6 protein-coding genes and 1 pseudogene are annotated in these 5,512 nt (G+C 74.0%); all 7 read left to right on the top strand.

Annotation, left to right across the window (positions count from 1 at the left end; all coding sequences use genetic code 11):
- Positions 1 to 585 (top strand): hypothetical protein (locus DQW85_RS28520; RefSeq protein WP_113702963.1); only part of this gene is annotated, 585 nt, incomplete at its 5' end.
- Entirely contained in the window at positions 579 to 1,823 is a 1,245-nt protein-coding gene (locus DQW85_RS28515; protein WP_240197488.1) for a S8 family serine peptidase, read from the top strand. The genes DQW85_RS28520 and DQW85_RS28515, both read left to right, overlap by 7 nt.
- Positions 1,824 to 1,880: 57 nt before the next feature.
- A complete protein-coding gene (locus DQW85_RS28510) occupies positions 1,881 to 2,780 on the top strand; it encodes a hypothetical protein (protein WP_240197487.1) in 900 nt (299 codons plus the stop codon).
- Entirely contained in the window at positions 2,774 to 3,931 is a 1,158-nt protein-coding gene (locus DQW85_RS28505) for a S8 family serine peptidase (protein WP_240197486.1), read from the top strand. Before DQW85_RS28510 ends, DQW85_RS28505 begins: the two co-directional genes overlap by 7 nt.
- 23 nt (positions 3,932 to 3,954) lie before the next feature.
- A complete protein-coding gene (locus DQW85_RS28500) occupies positions 3,955 to 4,314 on the top strand; it encodes a hypothetical protein (RefSeq protein ID WP_113702959.1) in 360 nt (119 codons plus the stop codon).
- The gene (locus DQW85_RS28495) at positions 4,302 to 4,625 is read left to right on the top strand and encodes an MGMT family protein (RefSeq protein ID WP_113702958.1); all 324 of its coding nucleotides are present in this window, start codon (positions 4,302 to 4,304) and stop codon (positions 4,623 to 4,625) included. Before DQW85_RS28500 ends, DQW85_RS28495 begins: the two co-directional genes overlap by 13 nt.
- A gap of 92 nt (positions 4,626 to 4,717) precedes the next feature.
- Positions 4,718 to 5,512: pseudogene (locus DQW85_RS28490) on the top strand (CDP-glycerol glycerophosphotransferase family protein); the annotation flags it as partial.

Here is a 5,512-nt window from a genome sequence, read left to right as displayed (position 1 = left end):
GCCGCCGCCAGGCGCGACGTGGCCGAGCGCTGGCACTCCTGGCCCGCCGGGCGCGTCTTCCCGGCGAGCCTGCCCTACTCCGCGGAGCAGGGCGGCAGGGAGCGGGCCACCCGGATCGGCATCTCGCCACGCACCGAGTGCGCGGGCTCCGTCGACGCCGCGGCGGCCGGTGCGCTGCGCCGGGCCGGATGCAGGGCCGTGCTCCGCGCCACCTACATCGACGAGCTGCGGGGCGTGCTCGTCACGGTCGGGGTCGTGGCGCTGCCCGACGAGCTCGCCGCGGGCCACGCCAGGACGGCCTTCCCCGAGGCGGGCGCGCCGGTGCCCGGCCTGCGTCCGCTGGCCTTCCCGGGCACGGTGTCCCACCGCTTCACCTCCTCCGTACGGCAGGCGGGCTCGGTGCGCCAGGCGGGGCCGTACCTCGTCCTGACCACGGCGGGCCAGGTGGACGGGCGGCCGGCGCGGGCGGTCGGCGACCCGCGGCCGGCCATCTTCGCGTTCGCGAGCGAGATCTCCGAGCTGATCCTGGCCGCGCTGAGCACGCCGCGGATGCCCGACTGCGCCTCCAGGGAGTGGCGGTGCTGAGGCTCGCCGCCGAGCTCACGGTCGCCGGCGCCGTGCTGCCGAGCGCCGTGTTGCTGAGCGTCGTGCTGCTGAGCGGGGCCCCGGCCCTGGCCGACGACGTGCGCGGCGGCCAGCGGCCCGTCATCGACACGCTGGAGCTGCGCGAGGCGTGGCGGTCGACCAGGGGAGCGGGCGTCACCGTGGCCGTGCTCGACTCGGGCGTCGACCCGCGCCACCGCGACCTGGCCGGCTCGGTCACCGTGGGCAGAGACTTCACCAGGGGCGCCAACCCGGCCGGAGTGCCGCCGCGCCGCCTGCACGGCACCTACATGGCCTCGCTGATCGCGGGGCACGGCCACGGTCCCCGGGGAAGGTTCGGCGTCATCGGCGTGGCGCCCGAGGCCGAGGTGCTGTCGGTCCGGGTGATCCTGGAGGACGAGGAACCCGGCTTCAGGGAGTTCAACTCCGCCGCGCGATTTGAGAACGTGGTTGCCAGGGGCATCCGCTACGCCGTCGACCGGGGGGCGCACGTCATCAACATGTCGATCTCCAAGGAGCTGGCGACCAAGGAGGAGCGTGCGGCGGTCCGCTACGCGATCTCCAAGGGCGTCGTGCTGGTCGCCGCCGCGGGCAACGAGGGGGCGCTGAAGACGGATGGCGCCGCCGGGTTCGCCCCCTACTCCTACCCGGCGGCCTTCCCCGGGGTGGTCTCGGTGGGTGCGATCGACAGGCGGCTCCGCCGGGCGACGTTCTCCAACTGGAACTCGTCTGTCCTGGTGGCCGCGCCGGGCGTCGACATCATGGGTGCGGGACCCGGCGACGCGTACTGGGTGGGCCAGGGCACCTCGCAGGCGACCGCGCTGGTGTCCGGGGTGGCCGCACTGATCAAAGCGAAATATCCAGCCATGTCGCCGCCGTTGGTCGTACAGGCGCTCACCGCCAGCGCGACCGACCGGCCACCGGGCGGCTACGACACTGGCACCGGCTTCGGCGTGGTGAACGCCGCCAGAGCCCTGGCCGAAGCCCGCCGGCTGGCCCGGCACACCGAGACCGCCACGGGCGGGCAGGCGCAGGACCCCGCGGCGCCGGTCGGCGCGGGATTCCGTGGTCCGATCACGGTCGTCACCCGCGACCGGACCGCGGTCACGGTTTACGCGACGGTCGCCGCCGCTGCGGCGACCGGCGCGCTGGCAGCGCTAGCCTCGATGTTCGCGCTGGTCAGGCGCGTACGTCGCGCACAGAGCCAGCAGGACGCATGATCCGTGTAGGTAGGGGGACGAAATAGACACGAAAACGAGCCGGGGAACGAGGCGGTGGTGAAGGCACGTAGGACCACCTCAGGGCTGCCGCGCGCCGGGGGAGCCACGCCGGGAGGGGGAAACCCGCTCGGCACGGCGGCCGGCCGCCGTTCGCGCGTGCGTTCGTGGCCGTCGGCCTCGCCCCGCGGCACGGCCGGAGTCAAGGAGCGCGCGGAGGCGGCGGCGCTCCAGCAGGGCGTGCGCTACCGCCGCTGGTTCGTGGTGCTGGTCGGCGCCGTGCTCGCCATGTCGGCCCTCGTGGTGCTGCTCGGCACCGTGGGCCTGCTCGCCGAGACCAGGGCCCGCCCGCTCACCCCCGCCGAGCAGCAGCGCTACAAGCAGGAGGAGATCGCCAGGCGCTGGCAGGCGTGGCCGGCGACCGGCGTGTTCCCCGACGAGGTGAAGTACGTCGGGCTCGACCGGGCCCAGCAGTACGCCAGGCGGGTCGGCATCGCCCCCGAGACCGACTGCCGCAACGCCGTCGACACCTCCGTGGCCGGCATCCTCGACGAGCACGGCTGCGTGACCATGCTCCGGGCCACCTACATCGACCAGACGTCCACGTTCGTCATCACGGTCGGCGTCGCCGTGCTGAAGGACGAGGAGTCGAGGCTGGCGGCCACCGACCAGCTCACCCAGGACGACCGGGTCGGCGTGCTGCCCGTTCCCTTCCGGGGCACCGTGACCGAGCGGTTCGGCAACGACCAGCGTCAGCGCACCGGATGGGTGGGCGCCGGACCGTACATCGTCTTCTCCACCGCGGGCTACGCCGACGGGCGCACCCGGGCGGCCGTGCCTCCGGAGGAGCTCCTGCACAGCGAGCTCTGGCCGGCGGCCAGGTCGATCGGCGGCCAGATCGCCTACTTCCTCGCGGACCCGCCCAAGGTCCCGCCCTGCACCCAGGGGAACGTGTGCTGACCCTCGTACGCGCGCTGACGGCCGCCGCCCTCATGCTGCAGGCGCCACCCGCCGCGCCCGTCCGCGAGCAGCAGCAGTGGGTGCTCGACGCGCTCAACGTCGAGCAGGCGTGGGCCGTCACCAAGGGCGCGGGCGTCACCGTGGCCGTGGTCGACAGCCTCGTGGACTCCCGCGTCAAGGAGCTGCGCGGACGGGTGACCGCCGCCCCCGACATGAGCACCCCCGCCATCCAGCGCGAGGCCAAGCCGGGCAGGCACGGCACCGCCATGGCCGCCCTCATCGCCGGATCGGGCGCGGGCAAGGGGCTGGTGGGCGTCGCCCCCGAGTCGCGCATCCTGTCGATCCCGCTCGCCGTCGCCGAGGACCCCGAGACCGGCGGCATCGCCCCCCAGGCCGAGCAGCGGCCGGGGCGCGAGACCCCGCTGGCCCGCGCCCTGCGCTACGCCGCCAACCACGGCGCCAAGGTCATCAGCATGTCGATCGGCAGCTACGGGCCGGTCAGGTCCGAGCGGGAGGCCGTCTCCTACGCGCTGAGCAAGGGCGTCGTGCTCGTCGCCGCGGTGGGCAACGACGGGCAGAGCGGCTACACCAAGATGAACGGCACCTCCCACTGGAGCTTCCCCGCCGGCTACCCCGGGGTGATCGGCGTGGCCGCGGTCGACAAGCAGGGCAGGCGCGCCCAGTTCAGCACCGAGAACCTGTCCGTCCTCGTCGCGGCGCCCGGCGTGGGCGTGCCCGTCGTCAAGCGGACGGGCGGCTACGAGCTGTCCGAGGGCACCAGCTCGGCCGCCGCGCTCGTCGCCGGGGTGGCGGCGCTGATCAAGTCACGCCATCCCGGCCTCCCGCCCGAGCAGGTCGTCCAGGCGCTGGCCGGCAGCTCCCGGGGCCGACCGGCGCCCGGATACGACGACAAGATCGGGTTCGGCGTGGTCGACGCGGGCGCGGCGCTCAACGCGGCCGAGCGGCTCGCCGGCGCGCGCGACGGCATCCCCGTACCCGACGACATGCACTTCGGTGCCGGCGAGGACTCGCCGGTGCCCTCGCGGCCGGGTCCCGAGGCGTGGCGGCTCCTGCTGTACGGCGGGGGTGTCCTGCTGGCGCTCGTCACGTTCAGTGGCGCCGTCATCGTGCTCAATCAGCGCAAAGGGTGAAAGATCCGCTATCGTCCGGCGTCATGGGATACGAGCTGCGCGTGGTGCGGGAGGCGCCCCTCGCCTTCGCCGACCTCGCGAGAGCGGTCGTGCCGGCCGGGTTCGAGCTGGACGAGTCGCAGGAGATCGCCGCCAGGCACGGTGGCGTCCCGCACGCCGTGGGGCGCTGGCGAGATCAGGTGGTGGGCGAGCCCGGCTCCGACTGGCAGGTGGCGCAGCTCGTCCGGCTGGCCGGGGTGCTCGGCGGCAGGCTGGTGGGCGAGGACGGCGAGACCTACATGGTGCGTGACGGCGTGGTCGAGGTGCTGACCGGCGGGTCCGCGATGGAGATCGGCAAGTTCGACGAGATCATCGAGGCCGGCCCCGCCGCGTGGACGCCCTGAACCCCTACGCCGAGCGCGTGCTCGAACTGGTGGAGTCCATCCCGCCGGGCATGGTGATGTCGTACGGAGACGTCGCCGAGTACCTCGGCGAGGGCGGCCCGCGACAGGTCGGGCGTGTGATGTCGACGTGGGGCGGCGGCGTGCCGTGGTGGCGCGTGGTGCACGCCGACGGCAGCGGCGCGGCACCTGATCATCGCGCTGAGTGCGTGGCCCGCTGGCGCGAGGAGGGAACCCCGCTGCGCGGCGACCGGGTGGACATGCGCAGCGCGAGGTGGGACGGACGTTCAGCGGACTCTCAGAAATCTTTTTGAGGTGCTAGTTCCCCCTTTGAGCGGATCTGTGGCACCCGACTCCCCTTAGCATGGGCACAACAGGATGACGGTCGGAAAGGCGGTGCCCCCCGATGGCCACCGGCGTCACAGCCCAGAGCCCGGGCGGCGAGCTGGCCGCTGAGCGTCTCAAGACGGTCCAGGACCTGTGCGACCGCGGAGAGCCGCTCGATGCGGTCATGCGGGCGACCGGGCCCGGCGGCCTTGATCCCGCGTTCGACGCCGAGGTGCTCAGCGGCCCGCTCGGCTCGCGGATGGACCTGGCGGTCAAGCGCGGCGCCGCTCGCAGGCGCGAGCTCATCACGCTGATGCGCCCCTACCTCGCGGCCGTCGACGCGGGCGTCAAGCGTGACCTGCCCGTCGCCCGGCGCCTCATCTGCCACCTCATCGAGACCCGCCCCGACGACGAGCTGATCGACGGCGACACGCTGTCCAAGGTGGTCGCCGCCGCGGCCGAGCCCTCCAAGCGCATCCGCAAGGGCCTGCGCTGGTACGCCGACCTGCCGTTCCGCGACGAGCTGCCGCCCGCGCTCTTCCGCCTGCGGCGCGCCGACCTGGTGCCCGTCACCCACATCGACGACATCCAGTGGGTCGACGGCCGGCTGCGGATCACCGGCTTCGCCTACCTCGCCGGGCTTTCCGTGCGCAGCCGCCGCTTCAACTGGGCCACCGTGGTGCTGCGCGGGCCGCGCTGGCTGCCTCCCGTACGCCTGCGCACCCGCCGCGTGCTCGAACCCGAGGCCACCCACGGCGCCCGCGAGCCCGGCTGCAACTACGACTGGTCCGGCTTCACCGCCGACCTGAGCCCGCGGGCGCTGCGCTGGCGCGGCGCGCTGCGCGGCGTCGTCTCCGCCGTCCGGCGGCGGATG

This window comes from Nonomuraea lactucae, assembly GCF_003313395.1.
In the GTDB taxonomy this organism is placed as follows: domain Bacteria; phylum Actinomycetota; class Actinomycetes; order Streptosporangiales; family Streptosporangiaceae; genus Nonomuraea; species Nonomuraea lactucae.
This window is presented reverse-complemented; position numbering and strand designations above follow the sequence as displayed.